The 24646-nt window shown below is 42.6% G+C and carries 9 protein-coding genes; 8 read left to right on the top strand and 1 reads right to left on the bottom strand.

The window, feature by feature from the left end:
- Positions 1 to 10: 10 nt before the first annotated feature.
- On the bottom strand, positions 11 to 337 hold the full coding sequence (locus BLV62_RS06545) for a hypothetical protein (RefSeq protein ID WP_089759924.1): 327 nt from the start codon (positions 335 to 337) through the stop codon (positions 11 to 13).
- 305 nt (positions 338 to 642) lie between these two features.
- Here BLV62_RS06545 and BLV62_RS06540 point away from each other — a divergent pair, with 305 nt between their 5' ends.
- The 8 genes from BLV62_RS06540 (at position 643) to BLV62_RS06505 (ending at position 24268) form a co-directional block, all read left to right on the top strand.
- A complete protein-coding gene (locus BLV62_RS06540) occupies positions 643 to 1086 on the top strand; it encodes a hypothetical protein (RefSeq protein ID WP_089759922.1) in 444 nt (147 codons plus the stop codon).
- A gap of 392 nt (positions 1087 to 1478) precedes the next feature.
- Positions 1479 to 3668 carry a hypothetical protein gene (locus BLV62_RS06535; RefSeq protein WP_089759920.1) on the top strand — a complete coding sequence of 730 codons (2190 nt, stop codon included), beginning with the start codon at positions 1479 to 1481 and terminating at the stop codon, positions 3666 to 3668.
- A gap of 32 nt (positions 3669 to 3700) precedes the next feature.
- Complete coding sequence (locus BLV62_RS06530; protein ID WP_139169984.1) at positions 3701 to 4774, top strand: hypothetical protein; 1074 nt, start codon at positions 3701 to 3703, stop codon at positions 4772 to 4774.
- Positions 4775 to 4824: 50 nt separating this feature from the next.
- The gene (locus BLV62_RS06525) at positions 4825 to 11343 is read left to right on the top strand and encodes a DUF5977 domain-containing protein (RefSeq protein WP_089759917.1); all 6519 of its coding nucleotides are present in this window, start codon (positions 4825 to 4827) and stop codon (positions 11341 to 11343) included.
- 15 nt (positions 11344 to 11358) lie between these two features.
- Positions 11359 to 12591 (top strand): hypothetical protein, encoded by a 1233-nt coding sequence (locus tag BLV62_RS06520; RefSeq protein ID WP_139169982.1) that lies wholly within the window; start codon positions 11359 to 11361, stop codon positions 12589 to 12591.
- 4 nt (positions 12592 to 12595) lie between these two features.
- Complete coding sequence (locus BLV62_RS06515) at positions 12596 to 13330, top strand: LolA3 family protein (RefSeq protein WP_139169980.1); 735 nt, start codon at positions 12596 to 12598, stop codon at positions 13328 to 13330.
- A gap of 47 nt (positions 13331 to 13377) precedes the next feature.
- Positions 13378 to 23598, top strand: coding sequence for an RHS repeat protein (locus BLV62_RS06510; RefSeq protein WP_139169978.1), 10221 nt, complete (start codon positions 13378 to 13380; stop codon positions 23596 to 23598).
- A gap of 10 nt (positions 23599 to 23608) precedes the next feature.
- Positions 23609 to 24268 carry a hypothetical protein gene (locus BLV62_RS06505; protein WP_139169976.1) on the top strand — a complete coding sequence of 220 codons (660 nt, stop codon included), beginning with the start codon at positions 23609 to 23611 and terminating at the stop codon, positions 24266 to 24268.
- Positions 24269 to 24646 lie beyond the last annotated feature (378 nt).

The following is a 24646-nucleotide window of genomic DNA, read 5'->3' as shown; positions in this document are numbered from 1 at the left end:
TTTTTAATATCTATTTTAACTGCAAACTGGTGCAGGCAGCATCTATTACGGTAATGCTTCCCTGCCATGTTTTTGTGCTGCAGGCTGCCTGGTAGGTATAAACGCCGGGAGGCAGGTTGAAAGTAGCGGCTTTAGGCGCCCCGCAATCCGGCAGTTCAGGATAAGAGCCGGTAACGGATTGAGTGGTATTGTTACAGGTAACCGTAATAGGTCCGCAACCCAGGTCATGGTCTGTCCAGAACATAGCTTGCGATGGTTCTACATATTCTTTCTTATCAGTAGAACAGCTGCAAAGTAATAAAATGAAAAAAGTGAAGATATGGTTCTTCCGTTGCATATAGATAGGGGTTGATAAGGAAACAAATTTGACGATTTTTTCTGAAAGAATGCGCTCGATTTTCTTTAAGCATATTTCCATTCCTAAAAGTAAAACAGGCTGACCTGGAAGCCAAAATAAAATAGCCTGGGAAGGATAGGGGTAACAATAAAAATATTTATCTTCAAAGCAGGATCATTTGTTATTTGACACAACCAGAATCTTTTTTAAGACCTGTAGGATCAAGTTTAAAACCGGGGCACTACTGCTTCCGGGATATGTATTTATAATCTGTATTGTAGTCGGAATACCTAAACTGTAGTAATATGAAGTATTTTCTGTACCTCTTGCTCTTGCTGCCTATACAAGAGTCGAAGATCAATGCTATTAAAAGCAAAGTGTCGCACACGAACACGCAATTAACAAATTACAGGCAACAACAATTGCAACACGAACCAGGATCAGCAACCGAAGGCGCTGTTTCCGTTGCTTATTTCTCCAATGATTCGCTGAAGTTGATCACTCACGATCTGTATGGAGAAAGAGGAAAGGAAATTGCGCATTATTATTTCGATGACCAGCAGCTTATTTACGCACATGTTATCACGCATGCTTACAACGCGCCGATTTCAGACAAACAGTTTGATTATAAGAAGAGCCGGAAGAATGAGGGCAGGTATTATTATCATAACAACAGCCTGATCAAAGGAGGTAAGAACGGGAATGGTGCGATGGCGGCAGCGAAGGAGCTGGCTGCGAAGGTAAGATAGGGTTGCATATCCTATGAAAAACCATTGATTTCGTGTAGGTGTTTGCGTAGGTGCGCGACATGATAAATTGACAACACGGTTTAAAATAAATTTTTTATCGTCTTTCCTGCTACAGTTACTAACCTTTCATTTCTTTCTTACTTTTTGTTTATCATCCGGTTGAAAAATATTTTGATCTAATTGAAAAAGAAATATATTTGTTCTTGTCTTTGAGAACGCGAACTTAAAGTTTGTTTTTACCCGTAAATCCTATACCATGAATAGAATTAATATAGTCATTTTCCGAACGTCTTACATTTAAGTGTATACCTGTCTTTTTAGCGGATAGTATTAACCATAATTGTAATCATGTTGTCGTGAGGTTCCATTTATTGTTGTTGCTTGTTACCCTAATGTCCGCTGTATCTGTATCAGCCCAGGTATTGTCTATGAGCCCGAAGAATATTACAGATACAGGTTACCTTTTTATCCGTCACAATTCAAAGGTAAAGACCAGGATAGCAATTGCCCTATACTCGAAACCGGATTCTGCGAAAGTAGCGGTGGTCCGTGCGCGTGTGCGCAAAGAAAATATCGTTCCCGTACCTGTACATACCCCTTTCCTGGTAGTGCACGGGAATGTTATGTACGATTATTTCTACCAGTCTAATATCGATACGCCCTATGTAGAAAGAGATATCCAGCAACATACTGTTCAGACGAACCTGAGTATTACCATAAGGAACCGTTACCCGTTGCGGGTTGCGTTCAGTACGCAACAGGGAAATTCTGCGTTGTTCAGGAACCTGACGGGAGCGAGGCTTTCTTATAATAATATGGATTTTAAGAACCAATTACTCGCGAATGCACGCGGCTGGGCGGCGGGAAGGTTGAAGCAGTTGAAGGAGATGGATTCGTTGAAGAATTTTGTTGATAGTTTGCAGCAATCTCTTTCCCTTCTCAAGTATACCTATGATGATGCGTATTACAGGCAACGATTGATAGAAGCAAAAGAAAAGGCCTTCAGGTTACGATTGGATTCGCTGGCGGGCAAATACACGCAAAGCGGCCCTACAGATTCTTTGTATCAAACCATCATAGCCGAGAAGGAACTCCGGCTTAAGAAGATCGATTCGTTGGAAGGACTGATAGGAGGAGTAAAAAAACGATACCAATCGTTGTTGGATAAACAGGCGAAATTGAAGTCGGGCTTATTAGATGCTTTACAAAACAGCCGGAATAACAAAGAATTGTCTGATGCTTTGGAAAGTATGAACCTGCCTGATAGCGTTCTTCCAAAGGGATTCAGAACAATGCTGGCAATCAGGAGTTTTGGCATCGGGAGGACCATGGCTGACTATTCTGAGCTGACAGCGAGGAATATAAGTATAACAGGGGTACAGGTTGAGTACAATCCGTCTTACTACCTTGCTGTTGCTACAGGTACTGTAGATTACCAGTTCAGGAATTTCATTGTGAAGGAAAAAAGGAATCCCCAGTATTTAAGCCTTATCAGGGCAGGTTGGGGAATGAAGGAATCCAATCATATCTATCTGACCTATTATACCGGCAGGAAACAACTTTACGGTACCAATGCAGTGACGGATACCGGAGGAAGGGTGGATAATCACCTGATGGGAATTTCGCTTGAGGCGCAATGGAAACTTGGCCAGCAAACCTATCTTACCGGTGAGGTAGCACGTTCTTCCATGCCTTATAATAGCAGAAAACCACATGGAGAAACCAATTTCGGGAGCATGATGAATTTTTCCAGTCGCTCTAATGAAGCCTATACTGTTGGATTTAATACAACTATACCTCAAACCTATACGCGATTGACTGCTATGTACAAAGTAATGGGCAACGATTTCCAGTCGTTTAGCTTCTATACGACCGGATCGCGGCAGATAGCGTGGAATATACAGGCAGAACAGCCTTTGTTTAAACAAAAAGTAGTGCTGGCGGGGGCAATAAGAAAGAACGATTATGCTACATTTTATGCCCCATCGAATTACCAGAGCAATACCGTGTTTAAGAGCGTACAGGTGACGGTAAGGATACCAAAATGGCCGGTGCTGAGTGTAGCATATCAGCCCACTTCGCAGTTGATAAAATTGGGTGAAGGACAATTCAGCGAACAACTATTTTATATGTTAACAGGAACGGCTTCTTATACCTATACCTATCACGATATTATGATGAACAGCATGTTCACTTATTCAAGGTTTTATAACAGGCAAACTGATACTGCTTTTGTTTACTTCAATAGCAGGAATATTATGGCAGGTCATACACTGTTCCTGAAACGATTCACCATAGCAGGTCAAGCTTCGGCAGCGCTGACAGAGGAATATTCGCTGTATGGGCTGACGGGGGAGACAACCTGGCGAATGCTCGATTGGTTTGAAATAGGAGGAGCGCTGAAATATAATCACCAGTCCCAAACGAATAACATACAATGGGGCTATGGCGCCAACGCAAGGATCAATATCAAGAGAATCGGGGAAATCGCGTTGCGGGCAGATAAAAGTTACCTGCCTGGAGTAAATAAACAATTAGTATCAAATAAGACCGGAAGATTAACCTATACCAAGATATTTTAATTATGAACCGAGTTAAAACCCTTTTCAATAGTATGGCACTAATACTATTGATATCCATGAAATCACAGGCACAGGTAACTATGTCGGCTCAGGTGCCTCCTGCGGGGATATTACAGCAGTCACAACTCTGGAATATCATTGCAACCAACATCAGCAACTCACCGGCTACTGCCACATTTATAATGCGGTTAATGGATGCAACTACCGGTCAGCCAGTGTTGTCAGGTACTTCAAGGCCGGTAACATTGGGAGCTGGCGCCCGGCAGTTACAGGTAAAAGACCTGGGCCCTATCACTTACGAATATCTATCGCCGGTTGCCGATAGAAGAGATAACGCCCTGCTCCCGCCAGGTAAATTTCGTGTTTGTTACAGCGTTGTGGTCATGGGCGATAAAAGCATGAACCCCCAGGCGGAAGACTGTTTGAATTTCGTTGTCGAACCTGTGTCGCCTCCGCAACTAAGCAACCCTGTTGATAAAAGTATTTTGGAAGAAGCATTGCCTCACTTTACGTGGATACCGCCTGCTCCAGTCAGCCTCTTCGCTGATCTGAATTATGATATGGTATTGGTGGCATTATATGAAAATCAGTCGGCTGCTGAAGCGATACAAACGAATATACCGGTTTACAGGGCATCAGCATTACGTCAACCTTTTATGAGCTATCCTGCAGGAGCGCCCGTTCTGGATACCGGTATTACTTATGCCTGGATGATCACCGCCAATAATGGGAGGCAATATGCTGCACAAACGGATGTATGGACGTTTAAGATGAAATCTGTCAGCCGGGCGAAACAGGTAGATCTGACCACATACATAGAGTTAAAACGAAGCAGTAACCAGGTTGTCAACTGTAGTAGATCTCTGAAATACAGTTACGTAAACGACGCCGGCGATTCTAAAGTGAGATATGAGATTATCTGCCTCGATCAAAACAGCAGGGCAGTAAAACATGGAAACATTAACCTGCAACAGGGTAATAACATGGGAGAATTGTCGCTTGACCGGGGCGGCAAATTATCGGATGGCCAACTATATGCTTTCCGTTTGTATAATAGCAGGAATGAAATATGGGAAATGAAATTTATTTACCGTACCCCTCAATGACTTTGATATAGAAATAGAATATTGTCCCTATACCTTTTAAATAGTTTTACATGATTTTGGCTTTTGTAGCAAGAGGGAAAAAATGTATTGCCTCCTGTTTGTTAGTGGTGATATATCTGCAAATACTGCTTCCTTTGCATTTACGTGCGGAAACAATTTCAGCCGGTTTGATAGAAAATAAGCATCTTAAAACTCCGGCTTCCACTTATGTTAAAGTACCTGCTTTGCCTACGGGTATAAAAACTACCAACAGAAAGTCTGCAATACCTGAGATTGTAGGAGTGGAAACCGATGGCGGCCCAACTCAACCCGAGATGGAAGCATTTCATTCGGTAGGCGCTGATAACATGGTTGATCTTTTTACCGGTGATTTCTCTTATTCAATTCCATTACTGGATGTAGGTGGTTACCCGGTTACCCTGGGGTATAACAGCGGAATTTCTATGGACCAGGAAGCCAGTTGGGTTGGGCTGGGGTGGAATGTTAACCCTGGTAGTATCACCCGCAACCTTCGTGGCTTACCAGACGATTTTACCGGTTCATCTGACTTTGTAACCAAGGAGGTTACTATGAAAAAAAACAAAACCATGGGTGTCAATGCAGGGTTGGATCTGGAGGTAGCAGGACTGCCTACAGAAAGTTTCGGAGTTGGGTTAGATGTCGGATTTAAGTTTGGCATCTTTCACAATACCTACAGGGGCTTTGGTATGGAAACGGGATTTAACGCGGGGTTAAGCGTTGGTAACAAGTCTAAAGGCCGAATGACCTACGGGTTGTCATTCGATAATAATTCACAAACTGGTATAACGCTGGGAACATCCTTGTCTCATACTTTTGGTGAAAGTAAAGCCAGTGAAAATCCTTATGTGGGTAGTGTGAGTATATCAACCGGCTACAACTCACGGGCTGGTATGACTTCTTTGCAGGTATCAGGAGGAGTAAGGAAATACGTAACGAATAAGAAAAATGAAACATCGATAACCAGGTCCTCGGGCCCTTCGGCGAGTATTTCATTCGCTAACCCGGCTTTTACTCCAACGATGAACGTAGCGTACACGAATAAGATGATGACAGTTACATTAAAAATTGGTAGTGAAGCTACAGTATTGCACCCAAGTGTGTCACTCTCAGGCTACATATCAGAACAATATATCGCGGATAAGGATAAGAGGCTAACGTTGCCAGCTTATGGTTATTTGAATTATGAAGCCGCCAATGGCGATTATGGTGCGTTACTGGATTTTAACAGGGAGAAAGATATCCCCTACCGGGATGCCCCACCCGTTCCCACTATCGCTATCCCGTCATATACCTACGATGTATTTAGTATGACAGGAGAGGGAGTAGGCGGAAGTTTCCGCGCTTACAGGAATGATATAGGTTATGTATATGATCATGAAATGACAACCCGGGATGTCTCCGGCGCCGCAAGTCTTGACTTTGGCGCTGGTTTTATAGCACATGCTGGTGCAGACCTGTTTTACACCCGCGCTTATACTAAATCCTCGCTTTGGGATGATCAGAATTTTATGAGAAATGTACTGGGATTCAGAACGGCCAATGGAAAGTTTGAGCCGGCATATTTCAGAAGTCCTGGAGAAAAAACCATTAATGCTACAAGCTTTTATGATGCCATGGGAGGCGACCGGGTGGTAACTGCAAAACTTAGCCAACCTTTGGGATTTAACACAGGTATCATATACAATACGCCTTACCTGACCCCTTATGCAAAGGCAGAGCAACAAGATGATATTTTACTGACACCGGCCAATACCATAAAACCCGAAAGAGAAAAACGAACCCAGGTTATTACTTATCTCACAGCTAAAGAAGCTAGTGAAGTAGGATTGTCGAAGTATATTGAATATTACCCGGAAGACACTTTTACAGTAAAGAGAAATAAGGCAGAATATAAGGATGAATATATTGGAGATGGAGATGGTCTTCTGGCTAAATACTATTATACGTCCTGGTTTCAAACTTATAGCCACGATACCTGGCATAAAGACATTGCCTTCTTTAATAAAGACCAGTTTCAATCATACTCCGACAAGAAAGAATATTTTTCGCTTAAGCTGTTGGGTAAACTAAAGGTACCTTTTTCAGGTATTTATAACTTTAAGCTGCGGGCTGATGATGGTATGAAGCTGTTTATAAACGGTGTTGAATTTATTAGTGATCTGAATGAAGGGAAGGCCAGAGACCAATATGCTACAATACCCCTGGAAGGAGGGAAGTTATACAATATTGAAACACAATATAATAATGTTACTGCTGATGCCGAATTGCAATTAAGCTGGCAGTCGGACAAATTCGGGGATAATGAATATAAATTGATTCCACCGGCTTTCTTCTTCCTGGAAAAAGATAGGGATGTTTTCAGGGCGGATAGCATGTATAAGGAGAAGCGAGTAAACAGGATGAGGAAAGAGAACCATATTTCCGAAATTGATGTACTAAACCCGGATGGGCGCCGATATGTTTATGGAATTCCTGTTTACAATATCAGCCAGAAAGAAACTACTTTTTCCGTGGATAAATCTGGAGCCAGCCCTGATGAAGGATTGGTTAGTTATACACCGAATGTTGATGATACGCTGAGTAATACCAAAGGAAAAGATTGGTATTACAATGCCGAATTTATGCCGGCTTATGCACATTCTTTTTTGTTGACAGGTATTTTGTCACCCGATTATGTTGATGTAACTGGGAATGGAATTTCGGACGACGACGCAGGAAACGCCATCCGTTTCAACTACACTAAAACTGCGGATCTGAACAATCCTTATAAGTGGCGGGCGCCATACACTAATAAGGCTACTTATAACGAAGGATTTAAAACAGATAACCGGGATGATAAAGGAAGTTATGTAAGCGGAACCAAGGAGCTTTATTATCTGCATTCAATTGAGTCAAAGAGCATGGTAGCAGTTTTCAGGTTGGAGAAAAGAAAAGACCTCCTGCAAATGGATGCGCAGGGTAATAAATCAGACGGAGGTGCAAGGCGTTTAAAGCGGATAGACCTTTATATAAAGGCCGATTTTATTAAGAATGGCTCCGAAAAGGCCATTCCTGTGAAATCCGTGCATTTTGAGTATAGTTACGAATTGTGTAAGGGTATTAACCATAGCATTACTGCGGGGGATACAACCAGTGGTAAACTTACCCTTAAAGAAGTTTGGTTTAGTTACAATGGTAATGAGAAAGGTAAAAAGAATCCCTACCGCTTCAGGTACAATAAGCTTAATCCAAACTATGCTTTCAATAAATACGACAGGTGGGGCAATTATAAAGACCAGATTGATAACCCAGGCTCTACTCCAGGAAACCTTGTGAACAACGCCGATTATCCTTATGCCTTGCAAGATAGTGCATTGGCGGCGGCGAATGCGGCTGCATGGACACTGGACACTATTATTCTCCCTTCCGGCGGAATGATAACTGTCGACTATGAAAGTGATGATTACGGGTACGTGCAGAATAAACATGCAACCCAGATGTACCAGTTGTATGGTTTTGCTAATAAAGATCCGCTTAATATAGATGCATTCACCCCAAAATTATATGATAATGGACTCACTGGTGATAACTTATATGTAGCAGTTAAAGTGCCTTATGTAGTTAAATCATCCGACGAGATTATTTCAAGATACTTGGATGGACTTGATAAAATATATTTCAGGCTGGCTGTAAAGATGCCATCCGATAAATATGGCAGCGGAATAGAATATGTACCATGCTATGCTAATATAGCGAGCTATGGTGCCTATTTCCCGAAAGGTGCTTCAACAATCATTTACTTTAAAGTTGAAGGTATTACACAGGCGGGGCTGACTCCTGGAGATGTGAGCCCGCTTACTAAAACCGCGTTACAATACCTGAAACTAAACCTGCCGTCAAAAGCCTATCCGGGTTCAGAGGCGGCAGACGATCTGGGGCTGGAGGCTACAATTAAGATGCTGTATGCTCAGGTAGACAATGTTAACAGCATGTTGGCCGGTTTCGACAAATATGCCAGGATTAAACAATATGTGAGAGACGTGGATACTACCAGATCACTCGTTAGGCTGAATAACCCGAATTTCAAAAAATATGGGGGAGGATTGAGGGTGAAGAGGATTAAAACATACGACAACTGGTCCAAAATGACGGGACAACGGGCGGCTGTCTATGGAAAAGAATATTCTTATACAACTACTAAGGAAATAGATGGCGAAAAGATCGTTATAAGCAGCGGGGTGGCCTCTTATGAACCGTTGTTGGGGGGAGAAGAAAATCCCTGGCGTAAACCTATTGAATATGTGGAAAGAGTAGCTGCACTGGCCCCAACTACCGTTGGCTATGTGGAGGAGCCGTTGGGGGAATCGTTTTTTCCTGCTCCTTCCGTTGGTTATAGCAAGGTCAGGATTCGAACCATCAATGCAAAAAATAACCGGTCTGTTAACGGATATGATGAAACCTGCTTTTACACAACAAAGGACTTCCCGACTATTACGGAACGTACCGTCATAAATGACCACAATAAAAAAAGATACCGGGAACCTTTGAAGGAACTTTTACGGGTTAACAGTAAACATTTTATTGCTGTTTCACAGGGGTTTAAAGTTGAGCTGAATGATATGAATGGTAAGCTTAGGTCCCAGGCTTCGTATGCAGAGGGCGATGACGAACACCCTATCGCATATACGGAGAACTTCTACCGGGTAGATGACCCGAGTCAACCTGCAAAACATCTGAATAATAAAGTATTAACAATTAATCCAAAAGGGAAAATAGAGACTAGTGAAGTCGGAAAGGACATGGAGTTGATGTTCGATATGCGCCAGGAGAAATCCGTTACAATAGGTGCAAATGTGAGCGTGAACGTGGATTTCTTTACTGCGGGAATCTGGCCTATTTTAATTCCGTCACTTATCCCGTTGCCTCAATATGAAGAAAATATCTTCAGATCTGTAGCAGCAACTAAAGTCATTAACCGCCATGGAATATTGGATAGCGTGATGGTTGTAGATAAGGGAAGCAGGGTCGTTACCCACAATCTGTTGTATGATACCGAAACGGGCGATCCTGTTCTGACAAGCGTACAAAATGAGTATAACGACCGCGTATACAATTTTACCTATCCTGCCGGTTGGATCTACGAAGGAATGGCAGGCGCCTACAAGAACATTGGTACCGTATTGTCAGGTCTCACCATTAAAGAAGGGAGAATAACCGGTGGTTTAACAGGGAAAGTGGGCGACTATTTTTTCAATGGGGACGAAATACTGGCTTATACAAAAATTAAGGTGGCGGGAACGGAGTGCGCCCCAACGCCCGCTTACTGGCCAGGGACCTACAAAGTATGGGCTGTGGATGCCAACATGCTGAACGGAAAGAGTCCTGACATCTATTTTGTGAACCAGGATGGAACGCCATTTACCGGTAACGATGTGAAAATGAAAATCGTCCGTTCAGGGCGAAGAAATATTGCTGCTGTTGCAGGTACAGTGACGATGTTAAAGAATCCGTTGGTCGGGAATCAACTGGTGCTGGACGACAATTCGCAAGTTGTAAATGCATCGATGGTCGACTTTAAACAGTTTTGGAAAGTTCCTGACAGGCAAATGCCTGCTATTATCATTGACACTTTCAGGAACGTTGCAAGAACAGATACATTTACCGTTACCTGTGGTGCCAATACCCAAAGGGTACCGGTAACAATCGCTGCGGGCAAGTTTACAAGTGTAGAAAGCCAGGAGAAAGCGAATGAAATGGCCCGTAACTTCCTGCAAATAAGTGGACCCGCGACGGCGCTTCGCCAGATTGGATGTACTTATTACTATAATACTGAGGTCTCGATGAGCTTCCGGAAGCAATGTAGCGATCCAAATGCAATCGGAGAATGGGTACAATTTGTGGTAAAGGCGAAAACGGATTCTTCTTTGATAAACGTAGAAGATGCAAACCAAAAGGCAAAAGCAAGACTACAAGCTGAGGGCCCCGCTTATGCAAATTCTCATGGCCGGTGCTATTATTTAAGCGATCCTGTTAGTGGACCATTTACAAGATCCTGTCCTCCGGGAAAAAGCGCATTCCCCGTTACATATTCTCTTCCGAGAGGAGCAGATACTTCCTATATCAGTCAAAGCGACGCTAACTCAAAAGCTGCTGCGAGGCTGGCAGTTGAAGGACCAGCTTATGCTCAGACGCATAGCTACTGTACTTATTATGCTAAGTTGAAATTGGAGAACATGGTGTCAGAGGATAGCGATTTAAATAATACGGCAACGTACATTGATGTAGTAGTGTATTTTTATGAAGATGAGGCTTGCACTATTGCCGCTTCGGCAGATAGTTTGCCTGTTACAATCCAGGTAACGGAAACAATCAACAATGATTATAATTCAGGAACGTTCATAGAGAACTATGAACGTGTAGCTAACGGAACCAGGGCCGAAATACTAAAGCATGCGCCGAAGTTTCAACGGATCTTCAAGCCGCAACGCGGCAAGTTGGGGAGCATAACCAATATCAGTTATGGGTACAAATTAATTATCGACAGCAACTATAACGTCATCGTAAAATAATTCAACATCATACCAATGATTAAAAAATATTTCCTGCTAACATGTTTTGTATTTATTGGCATATTTACAGGGATGCATTCTGTAGAGGCCAGGTCAGGATATTGGCATTTAGATACGAGTGGTACCTGTTATAGTGCAGTCCTTGATACTGGAGTAAACCCTTTTACATTGGGGATTGCTGGTAACTGGCGCCCTTCAAGAACTTATGTATATTATAGTTCAAGGAAGGAGGCTGATGTTACAGGTCCTGAAACTAATATAAGAAAGGATGGCGCTTTCGCCTCATTCCTGCCATTCTTTAAACGGAATACAGACAGTATTTATAAAGCGGATCCTGACACCAGTGTCTGGGTTTGGAATGCTCAATCCACCCTTTTCAATATCAAAGGGTTTGAGATAGAAAATAAAGATCCATTGGGAAGATACAACGCTGGATTATATGGGTATGATTATACTATGCCTACGGCTGTTGTACAAAATGCCCGGTTCAGGGAATCGCTTTACGAGGGCTTCGAAGATTACGATTTTGCTACTAATGGCGACTTGTTGTGCCAGGCAGCGAGGAGCTTCGACTATTCAGCTAACAAACAAGACTTTGATGCGCAAAATGCACATAGCGGTTTGCGGTCCCTCAGGGTTAAGAAGGGTAAGCCTGTGGCTGCGGGAGCTACGGTTACAAACTCGGATGACGAAAATTTTAATTTCGTAATTAAAACCTTCCAAAGCCCATGTGTAATTACCGATACCTTGCTTAAAGCAATAAGGGCTGATGCAAAAGTTGTTCTTCCCTCTTTTTCTCCCTATGCCGGGAGGAAAATGCTGGTTAGTGCTTGGGTAAAGGAAGAAAATCAATGCAACTGCACCACCTATTCACAATGCAATGTTTCCATCAAAACGGGAACCGTTTCTATGGATGTTTTACCCACCGGCAACATTATAGAAGGCTGGCAGCGTATCGAACAGGTGATAGATATCCCTGCGGGTGCAACCACCTTCACGGTAACATTTAATGCTACAGGTAATACGGATGTCTTTTTTGACGATTTAAGAATTCATCCGTACAACGCCAATATGAAGTCATTTTCCTATAACCCGGTCAACCTACGCTTAATGGCACAACTGGATGAAAACAACTATGCAACCTTCTATGAATATGATGATGATGGAACATTAATACGTGTGAAAAAAGAGACCGAAAGAGGCATCAAAACAATTTCAGAAACCCGTAGTGCACTGATTAAAGAATAAAGAGATGAAGAGAATATTTATAATTAGCTGCTGCATACTTATTGTCTGCCAGGTTAGCGCACAAAATAATAGTAGCCTGGAAAAAGCCCACGAAATACTCGCCGAATCGAGTGCCTTGTTCAACAAGGAAGATATAGCAATGGATATAGTTTATACCTACGCCGATGAACACAGCCCTGGTATTATTACTGACTCGCTCAGAGGATATGTATTAATATCGGGGAATAATTACCGGGGAGAGATTGGCAATACACTTACCGTAAAAAATAGCCGGTATAGTATTATGGCCTTTAAAGATGATAAGCTGCTATATGTAGCGGCGCCTACAGGTAAAAATAATATGCCGGACGCCGCAGCGCCGTTACAACTGATCACTGACGCAATAAAATCGGCCGGGGTAAATACCTGCGCCATTAATGAGGTTGGCGATGTTACAGAATTGAGATTTGATTTTCCTGCCGGGATGACTTATAAGCAGATGAGGATAATAGTGGAGAGTAGAGATAAAAGGATTAAGGAGGTCAATTATGTGATCAGGAAATCCTTATTGCCGGAAGAAGAAAAAACGACGAAGGATCTTTATGCCCAGGTAAGAACCCTGTTCATTTACCGGAAAACTAATGCTGTATCGGCATCGGAATTTGATGAACGCCAGTTTTTTACCCAGAAGGCGAATTCACTGCTTCCCACTCCGGCATACAAGGATTATGAAGTATTTATTGGATCCCCTAGCAACTAATTAAGATGAGAAAAAGCCCTATACCTGTTAGAATTTTTTTATTGTTTGTGGCAGCTTTGCTTGGATTGGCAACTGCGTCCCAGGCCCAAAACACGCTTACATTAACAAAGACATTAAGCAAAAGTGAGCTGGTGCCGGGCGGAGCGGTAATTGTGACGGATGACGTCTATTACGATAATGCGCTCAAGGCAAAACTGGAGCCTTCATATCCAACCAAGAACATTATTACGTTGTCTTTAAGTGAGACAAAAGCCGATTATCCGACAAGCTCCTTTTCTGCAACAGCTATTGTAAAAATTTCCTATAAAGGAACGGATGATAATACATATTCAATCCAGGATACATTATCTATAAATTATGATACATCCGCCACCTACAAATCCAGGAACAGCTTTGTATTTGCTAATTCCCACTGGGTAAAACTGGAGTTGGTTAGTCTTGCCTCTACGAATGCGGCATTCAATAAGTCGCTTGTTCTCACAAACGAAATGCAAATTAGCCGGGTATATAAGTTTGATCCGGGCAGGGATACAGCGGGCGGAATTAAATTTCAACCTGCTATCATTTCTTTAGGGGCAGACCAGGTCCAGGTAACGTGGAATGCCGTAATAGGTGCAGATGAATATGACCTGGAATGGGCATACGTCGATTCGTCTGCTATCCTTAATGGTGTATATGGCAACCCCATTGATCCTGTACGCGTGTTCCGGAATAATGCCAGCAGGGTTACTGTAACAGACAATAAGTATGACATTCCATTGATGTACGATAATGGAGGAGTTCTGTTTGCCAGGGTTCGGGCAGTTCAGGTGAAGGTGGGGAATAAGCGTACAGAAAGTTACTGGTCGCCGTCCTTTGCACGAGCCGGATTCCGGGGGCATGAAAATGCGCTTAACTGGCAATCCACTATCAGTTTTGCTGAAGAAGGTAAACGCAAGGTGATAATGCAATACTTTGATGGTATTATGAACAGCCGGCAAACGGTAACAAAAGATAATACCACTAATAAGACAATTATTGCGGAAACATTCTATGATAAGCAGGGACGGCCCGCTATCCAGGTTTTACCAACTCCGTCATTAAGTAATATTATTTCCTATACAAGAGGTTTCAATACAGGAGTAAACGGTACTTATGATGTTTCCAAATACGATACGCTCAGTTCGCCAGCCGAATTTTTATCTACTTCCGCTGCGCCTATGGACAGCAGTTCCGGTGCTTCCAGGTACTATAGCGGGCGAAACGACTCTGCTGCCAGCGGTATTAACAGATATATTCCCAATGCCGGTGGTTACCCGTTCGCTGAAACTGTTTATACACCTGATAATACCGGGCGCATTAGCCGTCAGAGCGGCGTGGGACCTGACCATACTATTAACAGCAATCACGAAACCAAGTACTTTTATGGAACTCCATCCCAGAATGAGCTGGACAGGTTATTTGGTACGGAAGCGGGAGATGCCTCTCATTACTTTAAGAATGCAGTGCGGGATGCAAATGGACAGTATAGCGTTACCTACCTGGATATGCATGGCAGAACTATTGCGACTGCCCTGGCAGGACGAGCTGCCGCGGCTAATTTAGATAAGTTGCCGTCTGATACTGCACTTCCGGTGGTAGATACAATAAGCGGGTATGACAGGAATGACATTAGTTCGGGAGTAATGACTATTCATAAGTCACTTGTTGTACCGGTGGATGGACAGTACGATTTTATTTATGCAGTTCCCACAAGAAATTTCGCCTTACCGGTTTGTAACTATGACGGTGGAAATACTTCGCTGCTTGTTCCAGTATTCTTCAAATTGGAAATTAAAATAACCGATGATCAATTTAACCAGTTGTTGCCCGGAAAGCAGCCGTTAATTTATAATGCAGTTAATAATGACGGTTACCAGGATACGTTGCGTCTCAACTTTTCTGTTTACCTTAAGGCTGGAACCTATGAAATTACAAAAACATTAAAGGTTAATCAGGAACGTTTTGAGTTTTATCGTAATTCTTATTTAAGAGAAGCCGTTTGTTATACACTTGAGTCACTGATCGATGAGCAGCGGAGACTGCAATCTCATCAGAATTGTATTCCCGACTGTCAGAGTTGTATAAGCGCATTAGGCGACAGGAAAAGTTTTGCCACCAATTTTATGCAGAAAATGGGGCAGCCGCTTTCAGATTCGGTCAAATACCGGGGAGAGATTGATAATGCCTATCTTACATTACTGGCCGATTGCGATAAGCTCTGTGGTAAAAACACACTGGCAGATTCGAGACGTTCGGCAATGTTGGGAGATATGACTCCTCCAAGCGGGCAATATGCTAACATTTATGACCAGCAATTTAAATACTCTATCTTTTATACAGACGGGAACAATATTTCTCCGATTTATAAAAGGGACGAAATTAACTACCTGGGATCTGATGGTAAACCGGCGTTGGTGTATGACGAAACAACAGGCCAATACGTAAGACCCCAGGCGCTGTTGCCACAGCAGTTTATAGAAAAATTCCAACCATCTTGGGCGACGGCTTTACTACCTTATCATCCGGAATACTGTAAACTGGTCACTTTCGAAACATTTAAACCAAGCCTGACCTGGGACTTTAAATTCAGATCAACAGACACATACCAGGAAGCCCTGACTGCCGGATTTTTGAATCCCGCTGCCGGCCAGGGAGGCATATTCGCTCCATATCAGCAATCCATGGTATTGGACTCTCTGGCGATTATCTCAACACAATTGAGAACTGAGATACTCGACCGGATGAAGGAGGATCCTAATAATATGAAATGGTCGCTCTACAAAGTGGCCGCTGTTTCAACATTTTGCCGCGACTCTGCTGATACCGAATGCCCGTCCCGTTACCCGGATTCTCAAAGTATTTTTGGTTCGGGGTTGTGTAAAGGGGATCTTGATATGTTATGGCGGAACTTCAGGGAGCAATACCTGTCACTAAAACAATCCGTTATCGACAAACAGTTATCAAATGTTGTTTGCCAGCAGAATGGCGGTAATGTGAATATTAAAATGCTTTATGATAGCGGAAAAGTAGTACACTTTGCCACAACGGCGGATGCTTTTGCCAGTGAGGGATTGAGCGAGTATCTGAACAAAGACAATAAAGACAGGATTAAAGACTCTGCCAGGGTAATCCCGGGTCGCCTATACGAGGAAAATTGTAAAACTTATATAAGTACCTGGACAAAACAACTGCAACAGGGAGGGTATTCTGAAAATGAAATTAGTTTAATTATTCCCCAGTTGTTGGAAATCTGTAAGGCAGGTTCTGATGTTAATCACCCTTATGGAGCCAGCTCAGTTCCAAAAAGCAATACAACGCTTTATAACCGGTCTTTTGAAGATGTAATTCGAAACCATAACAATACACATCCGGGACATGCGCCTACCACACAGTTCCTGATTACAGTGCCAGCTCCTTATTATGCGCAATCTGGGACTTCTGACAGGCCTGTATTTACAAAGCCTGAAGATTGTGAATGTGCGAAGCTCGATAGCGCCAGAACAGAGTATGCCTGGGCGAAAGTTGGCCAGGAAACTTTTGCAGAATATTTATTCAGGACATCGAAAGTGAAAATATCACAAATCGACCTGGAAAATATGATAGCGGCATGTCATCCAACGTCCTCTTCCTGCGTTTTCCTGGAAAAAGTATTGAGTATACCTCCGGTGTTTCAATGTTATACCCCTGCGCCATGTACCAACTGTAAAGTGATTAATCAGTTGATTACGAGTTATCAACAGAATTTTGGCGATGCGGCATTACCCGTATTGCCGGGTAAACCAAATGCGCCGGTTCTGGACTCCGTTCAGCAGGTAAAGGCTGACATGTTTGCAGCGTATATGAATAACCGGTTAGGGTATGCCTTGTCATATATTGAATATCTGAATTTTAAAGACTCCTGTGATATCCTTCAATTTACAGATAGCGTTATCACCAAACGAGGTAACACTATTAATATATTCCAACTGACATACCAGGGAACAAAAGTTCCGGTTTATATAACTGACGTAAAGGCAACAAAGGACAGCAATTTTGTGCTTGCAGGAATTACCAAGTCCGATATGAAGCCGGTTCTTGTTAAAGTGAACAGCAAAGGAAGCTTGCTTTGGAGCAAAATCTACAATTCTTTCGACAAGTCTTATATCACCAATGTTGTGCCTTTGCACGACGGTGGGACACTGGTTGCCGGGTACGTATACCAGGCGCCGGTTACAGGAACACCTAATTTGCTTGGTAGTGTTCAGGCTAAAAGTACAATGAAGAGCGTGGCCGATTCCTCGGGAGTTTTGACTCAAAGAACTGATTCCTCCGGCCTTTCCAAGATGATACTTAATGCGGAAGTGCCGTCAGCTACGCCTGAGGATAACCTTGCTACGATATTCATCAAAGTAAGGAAAGATGGCTCGATAGAATGGAACAAGATACGGTTGAACGAGGGAACGCATACAGGGTATAACGTAAGAGATATTATAGAATTATCGAACAATGATATCGCATACATAGGAGGATATGATGCTACCTCTTTTAGCATTAACTCAACAATGGGGCTTCTTGATAGTAATGGAAATGAAAAGTGGATGAAGCATATCGAAGCAGCCAAGATCACCCAGAATATTATTGAGGATGGGAACGACCTGGTTGTTTCTGCTCTTAATCACAGCGGCTCCTATTTCAGTCCGTTAATAATGAAATTTAACAAGGTTACTGGTGCGGCATCTGGAAGCGGGCAGTCTTATGATTTTGGTTCTCACACGGTAATGAACGACCTGTATGTAGGAGCAGCCGGTGGATATGTTGCAGTGTTAACCAAGTATCCAGACATTAGTGTTGATACAGGTAAGATTGTAGTATTTAATCTTAATTCAAATTTAAGCGTCAACAGTGCTTATGAATTATCCAATCCACTTGGAAAGGGAATTGTTGGCGCCAAATCAGTAAGACTCGCAGATGGCAGTTTGTTAATATCACAGTTTCCCAGAGATGGGATAAATGGTGGATATGTGCTTAAGTGGAATAGTAACAACACAGTTGCCTGGGCACGCAGACGTTTGTCTACCACCGCAAATTCGGTTATAAGATTAATGCCGAACTATGACGGAACACTAGTTGGAGCAGGCGATTTTGATAATAACCCGGCAGTTTACCTGTACGACAAGGACGGCAGGCTTATGTGTGATGATATCGATGATAACATCCAGTCGAAATCCATTACAGCTTCCTCCGTTCCTGTAACATTGCAGCCATCAGACATGGGTGCAGGAGTGAGCGTATATTCAACGCCGGAGAAAATCCTGGCAGCGTCAACTACGATGATCGACTGCGTTGGAAAAGGAAAGGCTAAAACAAAGTACCTGGAACTGGCTTTGGCATCTGAGCGTTCCAGCGTTTTAATGACGGTAACGGATGTTAAAAAGACCTTCGATAATAATTATGTAATAGCAGGTAACACCAAATCGGGCAGCCGGCCGGTGCTGGTGAAAAAGAATGCAAATGGAGATTTGCTGTGGGCCAGGATTTTTGATCCTGGATATGAAGGATATATAACTAATGTACTTGCTTTAAAGGATGGTAACCTATTATTAGCGGGTTATATTAATAAGGCCGCTACATCCACCACTTCAGCAACCAGCATGAAGATGGCGCAGCAAAAAGCAGGCGACACCAGCTTTATGACCCGTGCTGCCGCTGCTGCCGCTTATGACCAGTCTGCTGTTTTTATTAAGGTAAGTAACGATGGGCAGGTAATCTGGAGTAAAATGAGGCCAAACGCCGAATATACAACAGGAATCAATATCAGGGATGTGACGGAGTTGTCGAATGGCGACATTGCCTATATTGGCGGCTATGATGCTGCAAGTTCCTCTTTGAATGGTGCTGTCGGGGTACTGGATCAAAATGGTTCAGGAAAATGGATGATGAGAATGACGGGACTCAACATTACCCAGCAGATTATTGAAGATGGTAATAACCTGGTTATCTCCTCGCTTTGGTTTAACAACTATTACTTTAATCCAGGATTTGTTAAACTTAGTAAGCAAACTGGCAGTCTCATCTCGCATAAAGAGTGGAGTGTTGGGCAACATACTGAGATGAATGGATTATATCTGAATCCTGCGGGCGGATATAAGGTAGCGGTAACGAGGTTTAATCATATAAATACCAAAGACGGCATTGGCGTTATTCTGAATCTGGATACTTCCCTGGCACTTTCGTCCGCTTATATGATTTCCAAGCCCGGGAAATTTATCAAAAAGCTAGGCACTTCCATGAATAGCGATGGAAGCATGTTTATATCGCAATTGGCAACAGACGATATTAATGCAGGGTTTGTACTAAAGCTCAACAGCAATAATACTGTTGCCTGGTCAACCACCAGTGTAGTGGGAGACACCAGCCTGATTGTAAAGCTTTTGGCACATAGTGACGGATCTTTAATTGGTGTTGGACACCGTAGGTTTAATCCTGCTCTATTTGCGTATAACGGGCAGGGAAGGCAACTGTGTGATGATCAGGTGGATACTGTCAAGGCGTATGCATTTGCCACTGACCAAGGGGCTACGACCCCAAGCCTGTCTGCGCTATCTGCAGCTACTACAAACTGCCCGGTACTTGCTAAGGATTGTATTGGTACACTTAAGTTCATTGAGTGTACTAATACAGGCGAAGGTGGAATTCCGACAACGGTGGCATCGCTTTACCGCGGTCCGTTACTTTGTCCTCAGGCCACCCCATCATTCCCGAAGGCGGAAGGTAATACCGTGACGAGTTGTACGGACAGTTCATTCTTCTTGGTTAGTACAGCGACAGAAATTCTTAAAGCGAAAAAAGATTCCGTCGGTGCAAACTTTAATACAGCTTATCAACAGGAGGTACTTAAACAATTACAGAAGGAACGGTTTACGGTTTCTTATATCAAAAATGAATATCACTATACCCTATATTACTACGATCAGGCGGGCAATCTTGTTAAAACAGTACCGCCGGCAGGAGTTGTGATTGATACAAGCAGGCAATGGCTAGATGATGTTGTGAATGCAAGGAAAACCGGAACGGTTAAGGTGCCGGCACATTTCCTGGCTACATCTTATAGGTATAACACGCTTAACCAGGTTGTAAGCCAGCAAAGCCCAGATGGCGGAAAATCCAAGTTCTGGTATGACCGTTTGGGTAGAGTGGCTGTGTCGCAAAATGCAGAACAACGAAAAGCGAATAACTATAGTTATACTTTATATGACGAGTTAGGCAGAATTACAGAAGTCGGACAGCTTAGATCAGCAACTGCAATGACTGATATAATCAGCCGTAACAGCGCCCAGTTGCAACAGTGGGTCAATGCAGCGGCTAATACAAAGGAGCAGGTTACTGTTACTGTGTATGATAAGCCCAACCAGTTCGATTTAGGGGTATATATCACAGGCGCCAACCTGAGGAATCGGGTAAGTTACCACCTTGTTTATGATGGTAACCCGGCAGCTAACATCCTGTCATACAATAACGGTACCTTCTATAACTATGATATACACGGTAATGTGGATACGCTGATCCAGGATTTTAAGTTAACCGGTTTGGGAGCTTCTACCAGGAATCGTATTAAAACGATAGCGTATAATTATGATCTTATCTCGGGCAAAGTAAATAAAGTATCTTATCAACCTGGTTCGCTGGATGCATTTTATCACCGTTATACTTATGATGCAGAAAACAGGCTTACAGATGTGGAAACAAGCAGGGATGACGTTTATTGGGAGAAGGAAGCCTTTTACAAGTATTATGCTCACGGTCCTTTAGCCCGTGCTGTAATTGGTCAGCAGCAGGTGCAGGGTATCGACTATGCCTATACGCTGCAGGGTTGGCTGAAAGGAGTTAACGGTAGTGCTTTGTCTCCCGTTTTTGATATGGGAGGTGATGGGGCAAGCAACAGCAGCATTGCCAAAGACGCCTTTGGTTACTCATTGCATTATTACGGAGATCGTGATTATAAGGCCATAGGCGGAGTAAATCTATTGGGTGCAGGAGCGGCGGGACCCGGTAATAACTTGTTTAATCCACTATACAACGGTAACATAGCGGCGATGGGTGTTAATATAGCAGGGGTAGATAAGCCGTTGTTGTATAATTACCAATACGACGTATTAAACCGTCTTACAAAGATGACTGCCGCCAGCGGCTTAAATACTACTACTAACCAGTGGTCGCCTGTCGCAACGAGCGACTTCAAAGAGCAGGTAACTTACGATGGGAATGGCAATATACAGTCATATCTCCGTAATGGTAATGGCACCGCTACGGGTAAGCTGGCGATGGACAACCTGACATACAAATATTTGCCGGGTACAAACCAGTTGGATCATATCCGGGATGTCGTTGCGGCTAATAGCTATGCAACGGATATAGACGACATGTCGGCCGGCAATTATAGCTACGACGCAATAGGCAACCTGGTGAAGGATGTTTCCAGTGGTCTTGACTCCGTTAAGTGGACTGTATACGGTAAGATTAAGCGGATTTATAAGAAAGGCGGTACAGTTATCGATTACACTTACGATGCGGCTGGCAACCGGATTGGCAAAAAGGTTAACAATGTTGAAACCTGGTATGTAAAAGATGCGACCGGTAACACATTGGGCATCTATACCAAGAATCCGGCGATTAATAGCGGTACTTTAACCCTGACAGAAACCTCTTTATATGGAAGTAGCAGGTTAGGTACCCAGAACGAACAGATTAAAGTCGAGAACGTCACTACCGGTTATTTACATAATTTGCCTACATTAGGGGTAGGAATTAATACCGATTTTAACCGGGGGAATAAGATCTTTGAATTAAGTAATCACCTTGGTAACGTATTGGCTACTATCTCGGACCGTAAACGTCCTATAAGTTTAAACGGAACGGATGTAGACCATTTTGAGCCAGTTATTACTACCTCGCAGGATTACTATCCTTTTGGTATGCTGATGCCCGGCCGCAGCGGCTATGCTATTAAAGGAGGATGGATCAGTGGTACCAACGACGTTAACGGGTATACTTTACCGGTCACTTTGTCGATCGACACCCGGACCACCGACAAGCCTGTAGAATACGTAGCCAGCGGCGCTATTGAATTTAAGCCAGGATTTACGACTGGGGATAATGATGCATTTCAGGCGTATATAGCGGATGGAAGTTATGCAGGAGGCAGCGGAGGGGCAAATGTGCTTGAAGGTGGTGCTGGTTATAGGTTCGGATTTAATGGAAAGGAGAATGATAATGAGGTGAAGGGAGAGGGGAATGAGATTGCATTCGAAGCGAGAGTGTATGATCCGAGAGTGGGAAGGTTCTTAAGTGTGGATCCGTTGACTAAGAAATACCCAGAATTTTCGCCATATCTTTTTGCGAATAATAGCCCTATATCATTGATTGATGTTTTAGGTAAAGAAGGAGGTCCAGGTGGTGGTGTTGCGACTCTTCCAGAACCACCGACTGTAGGAGGACGGGTTTATCTTAATAATACAATCGATGGGGTTAGGTTTGGAAGCTATGCACCACAACGTTATACTTTAGGAAGTGCTTCACAAGGTGGTTTTGATGTTGATTCGAGAAATTACTTAATGCCGCTTATTGATAGGGTGCCTCCATATGGATCAATTACAATGAATCCTGATGGTAATTCTATAACAGTATGGGGTGCAAATGGTAATTCTTGGATAGAATCACTTGGTAAAAGAGATAAAATAACTACTACAATATCAAGTGCACCGAAGGCTTTAAACCCGAACATTGTTTATACGAACAATATTGAAGAACTAGAGAAACAGGATTCTAGATACGAATATTATTATAGAGCAATGTCCTTGACTGAATTTAAAAATACAAAAGGTTTTATATCAGTTAGTGGTGATAGATCTGATAAGATCCCTTTTATAACTGCTAATATGGATTATGTGAGAAATTCTAAATCCTTTGTCTGGAGCCAAATAAAAAAATATGATATACTTATTAGATATAAAGTTGATGCTGGAACATTTGATAGGTTGCTAAATGCGTCTGGAGATGCGCATGCACCAAATATGATTTTTCAAGCCCGTTCCAATAATTTTCCAATCATGAAATATGAAGCATATAATGTGATGATTGGGAATAAGCTTTATAAAAATGACCAAAATATTAATTTCGGTTTTCCAGGATATTCAGGATCAATTTATTTTAATTGGGCAATAAAGGAAATGACTATAATTGATATGTCATCTCCAGGCGTTAAAAAATAACTACTATAATATGAGAATAATTGATTCAACTGCATTTAAAAGGTATATTGAAGAGTATAATAATTATCAAGAATATTCTAGGCAACGTTTTCTAAGGCTTAAGGATGCTCCTAGTGAAGGATATAATAGTGAGTTTAAGAGCCCTATTGAATACATGAAGTTAAGAAAGATAGCCAAGGATGAGTATATCGACGAAATATCGAAATCAAGTAATTTAAATCAGCTTTTTCTTGAAGATTTGGATACTGCTTTGAAAAATAGGAATTGGTTTCAATTGGAGATTTTAATTGATGCTCGTGATGTAGTGACAGATGTAGATTTACGGACTCAACAAGAATTAAGAATTTTAGATTTTCTATGTACATACATTAAGGAGAAGGACGATCCGAAAGCATTTGACTTTGCTGAGTATTTATTTGAGCAGGTATTGGACACCGCAGAACATAACGTTGAGGGATATTCTGATATAATTATAAAATTAGCAAAATTGAATAAACCTCTAGACTGGTATTATAATTTTCGGGACCAAATAATAAAGCTTATTTATATAGCGGTAATTAATCAAAAAACGCTAATTGCAGTGAGAGTATTAAAAGAAGTTCTGCCAGATGATATGAAGGAGATAATAGATGAATATATCATGGATAAATATCAAGGTACAAATCAATAATGATGAGCTACCAAAGGTTAGTCCCCCTGATCCACCAGCGGTAGAACAAGCCGCGCGAACACTAGCGGCGGCCCTTCGATCATCGTTGGACAATCTTGCTTGCGTCCGGGTGGGCGCTCACGCCGTGAGCGCCCACCCGGATTTTTTTCTTTCATCTGAAGAAACAAATGAGGGAAAAGGAATATATTTATGGGAGTTCTTTGAGTAAGCATCTGGACAGAGCGACAGTGCACCTGGTGAAGGCGGCAGTGGAGGTATGGATGGTACAGCACGGGGTTATAGGTATGGGTTTAATGGGAAGGAGAATGATAATGAAGTGAAGGGAGAGGGGAACCAGCAGGATTATGGGATGCGGGTGTATGATCCGAGGATAGGAAG

This window comes from Chitinophaga terrae (ex Kim and Jung 2007), assembly GCF_900107795.1.
In the GTDB taxonomy this organism is placed as follows: domain Bacteria; phylum Bacteroidota; class Bacteroidia; order Chitinophagales; family Chitinophagaceae; genus Chitinophaga; species Chitinophaga terrae.
Note: the sequence above shows the minus strand (reverse complement) of the source record. Positions and strands in the feature narration are given on the sequence as shown.